Here is a 3239-nt window from a genome sequence, read left to right as displayed (position 1 = left end):
CTCCAGCCTCGCCGGCGTTTGAGGCGCGGGGGTCCGGTGGGGGTCCCCCCACGCCGCCAGGCGTAGGGGGAAGAGCCCCCGAAACACCGCGCGGAGCGCGGTACGGGTCCGCGCGGAGCGCGGTACGGGTCCGGGCGGAGCCCGGTTGCGGGAAGGGGCGGGGAGGGGAAACGCCCCCGCGCAGCGGCCCCCGCCCGCGCAGCGTCAGCGGCGGAACCCGCCCTCCGAGTCGATGACCTGCCCCGTGATCCACTCCGCCTCGTCCGTCGCCAGCCACGCGATCAGGCGGGCCGGATCGTCCGGCATGCCCCACCGGCCGGCGGGGAACATCGACGCGATGGCCTCGTACACCTCGCCGTCCAGGTAATCCGTGTCCACCGGCCCCGGGTTGACGCAGTTGACGGTCACGGCGAGGCCGGCGAGCGAGGTCGCCAAGGAGCGGGTCGCGGAGGCCAGCGCGCCCTTCGCGAGGGCGTAGGCGATCTCGCCGGCCATACCGCCCGCGATGTCCTGGCCCGAGGTCATCATCACGACGCGGCCGCCCGGCGTCCGCGCCGGCAGTGTGGCGCGCGACCGCGCGTACGCCTGGACCAGCAGGATCACGGAGCGGGCGTCGACCGCCCAGTGCGCGTCGAGCATGGCGGCGTCGATCCCGTCCAGCGGACCGTCGAAGCCGCTCAGCGCGTGGTTGGCGACCAGGATGTCGAGACGGCCGCCGAGCGCGTCCGCGGCCGTGGCCAGCAGTTCGGCCGGGGCGTCGGCGTCGGACAGGTCCGCGGGACCATGGCACACGAGGGCCTCGGGGGCCCCGAGGGCCTCCCGCACGCCCGCGGCGACCGCTTCGGGCCCGCCGGGCTCCGCGCCCCACGGCTGGGCGGCGTCGTGCGGGACGTGGTGGTGGAGGTAGACGCTCGCGCCGTACGCGGCGAGGCGCCGAGCCACCGCGTAGCCGATGCCGCCCGTGCGGCTGGCCCCAGTGACGAGGGCGGTGCGGCCGCGCAGCGGGAGGGGGTCCCGGCGCAGCGACTCGGCGGAGGGAGACGGCATTCTGGGCATGGCCATGCATCATGATCGATACACCGGGCGTTGTCATGCGGTTTCCGGGACCGGCGCTCCGGGCGAATCCGGTGCCGCGGCGCAGTCCCGTACAGCACCCTTCGGAGCATGCGGCTGGGCCGTCGTCGAGGCCAACGCCGCCTGGACGAGCGGCCATTACGCCTGCGACGTGGACGCCGTCCTCGATGTCGTCCTGCGGGCGGCCCGGCCGCGCGGGAAGGATCCGGCGAGATACGCCGGCTTCCTGCGGCATTCCCCCTCCGTCGTGCGCCGTTGAGCGGGTGACGACGGGATGCTCGGCCGGCGGCGGCGTCCGAGCCCGCCCACGAGTCCGTCCGGGGCCGAAGCGGCCTGCACGAGGGGCGGCCGGTGCGCGGCCCAGAGCGGTTCAGCAGCCGCAGTCGTCCGCGCCGACAGGTGCGGTCAGCGGGTCGGCGTCGCGGACGGTACGGCCCTCCCAGGTCTCGAACGCGAAGCCCTCCCTGGCCCAGTACTCGAAGCCGCCGAGCATCTCCTTGACCTGGAAGCCCAGTCGGGCGAGGGCGAGTGCCGCGCGGGTGGCTCCGTTGCAGCCGGGGCCCCAGCAGTAGGTGACGACCGGCACGGACCTGTCGAGGAGTTCCCCAGCCTGCTCGGGAATCAGCGCGGTCGGCAGGTGCACCGCGCCCGGAATGTGGCCCTGGTTCCAGGACTCGGTGGAGCGGGAGTCCAGGACGACGAATCCGGGGTCGCCGCCGGCCGAGAGCGCGGCCGCCACGTCGGAGACGTCGGCGTGGAAGGCCAGGCTCGCACCGAAGTAGGCCGCCGCGGATGCCGGGTCGGCGGGCGGCACCCGCAGGACGGGGTTGGCCGGCTGTGTCACGGGGGTGTTGCTCTGCGTCGTGGTCATGTCCAGAAATCTACGGTCGGTGATCGTCTCCAGGAAGTGGGATTCCCCGGCACTCGCCTTGATCGGCCGGGCGATCCCCTGTTGTGTGTGGCCATGACGGGATATTCACCGGACGCCACCGACTGGCGCATACTCGAGGCCCTCCAGACCCGGGGCAGGGCCAGCTTCGCGGAGTTGGCGCGGGCCGTCTCCATGTCGCCGAGCGCCGTCACCGAGCGGGTGCGGAGGCTGGAGGAGGCGGGCGTCATCCAGGGGTACGCGGCGGTCGTGGACCAGGAGCGGATCGGGCTGCCGATCCTCGCCTTCGTACGGTTGCGCTACCCGAACGGCAATTACAAGCCGTTCCACGACCTGCTGGACGCGACGCCCGAGATCCTCGAGGCCCACCATGTCACCGGCGACGACTGCTTCGTGCTGAAGGTCGCCGCCCGCTCGATGAGCCACCTCGAGCAGGTGTCGGGGAAGATCGGCGCCCTGGGGTCGGTGACGACGAGCGTCGTCTACTCCTCGCCGCTGCGCGGCCGCCCGATCAGTCGCTGAGGGCGGCCTCCGTCCGCAGCCGCACGGCCGACCCGCCACGGTCCTTGACGACCTCCAGTTGCGCGGGGATGCGCCGGCGCAGATCGCCGACATGGCTGACGATGCCGACGCTGCGGTCACGTTCGCGGAGCGAGTCGAGGACGTCGAGCACCTCGTCGAGGGTCTGGTCGTCGAGGCTGCCGAAGCCCTCGTCGATGAACAGGGTGTCGAGCCGCATGCCGCCGGCCTCGTCGGTGACCACGTCGGCGAGGCCGAGCGCGAGGGCGAGCGAGGCGAAGAACGTCTCGCCGCCGGACAGGGTCGCGGTGTCTCGTTCCCTGCCGGTCCAGGCGTCGACGACGCGCAGTCCGAGGCCGGCGCGTTTCCCGCCGGTGCGGGCGTCGGAGTGGATGAGGGTGTACCGGCCGGAGGACATCCGCTGCAGCCGTACGGTGGCGGCTGCCGCAACCTGTTCCAGGCGGGCGGCGAGCACGTACGACTCGAGGCGCATCTTGCGTTCGTTGTCGGCGGAGGTTCCGGCGGTGAGGGAGGCGAGGCGGGCCACCAGGTCGTACTCCTCGCGCAGCGGGCGCAGCGCGAGGGTCTCCGCGGTGGCCTGCCGGGACAGCCGGTCGAGTTGGGCGCACCTGTCGCGTGCGGCGTCGAGCGCCGACGCGGCGTCACGCATCGCGCGTTCCGCGGCCTCATGGACGGCGCGGGCCGTCCCGGGCGCCGCGGCGGGCCCGGCCGCCGCGGCACGGGCGTCCTCCTCCGC

At 73.7% G+C, this 3239-nt stretch carries 4 protein-coding genes; 1 reads left to right on the top strand and 3 read right to left on the bottom strand.

Annotated features, from left to right (window positions below; all coding sequences use genetic code 11):
- Positions 1-204: 204 nt before the first annotated feature.
- Positions 205-1056: an SDR family oxidoreductase gene (locus tag ACWGH4_RS33320; protein WP_453467430.1), complete on the bottom strand. Its 852-nt coding sequence runs from the start codon at positions 1054-1056 to the stop codon at positions 205-207.
- A 388-nt stretch (positions 1057-1444) separates the two neighbouring features.
- Positions 1445-1945: a rhodanese-like domain-containing protein gene (locus tag ACWGH4_RS33315; protein ID WP_453467428.1), complete on the bottom strand. Its 501-nt coding sequence runs from the start codon at positions 1943-1945 to the stop codon at positions 1445-1447.
- Between the two features lie 93 nt (positions 1946-2038).
- Here ACWGH4_RS33315 and ACWGH4_RS33310 point away from each other — a divergent pair, with 93 nt between their 5' ends.
- The gene (locus ACWGH4_RS33310; RefSeq protein WP_441265953.1) at positions 2039-2485 is read left to right on the top strand and encodes an AsnC family transcriptional regulator; all 447 of its coding nucleotides are present in this window, start codon (positions 2039-2041) and stop codon (positions 2483-2485) included.
- Here ACWGH4_RS33310 and ACWGH4_RS33305 read toward each other — a convergent pair.
- A partial coding sequence (locus ACWGH4_RS33305) for an SbcC/MukB-like Walker B domain-containing protein (protein ID WP_453467426.1) occupies positions 2475-3239 on the bottom strand: 765 nt, incomplete at its 5' end. The two genes, ACWGH4_RS33310 and ACWGH4_RS33305, sit on opposite strands and share 11 nt — an antisense overlap.

This window comes from Streptomyces sp. NPDC054847 (assembly GCF_053610925.1).
Note: the sequence above shows the minus strand (reverse complement) of the source record. Positions and strands in the feature narration are given on the sequence as shown.

Excerpts from the sequence above, each read along its gene's own strand:
- ACWGH4_RS33320 (WP_453467430.1), bottom strand. The coding sequence starts at position 1,056 with ATGCCCAGAATGCCGTCTCCCTCCGCCGAGTCGCTGCGCCGGGACCCC.
- ACWGH4_RS33315 (WP_453467428.1), bottom strand. The coding sequence starts at position 1,945 with ATGACCACGACGCAGAGCAACACCCCCGTGACACAGCCGGCCAACCCC.
- ACWGH4_RS33310 (WP_441265953.1), top strand. The coding sequence starts at position 2,039 with ATGACGGGATATTCACCGGACGCCACCGACTGGCGCATACTCGAGGCC.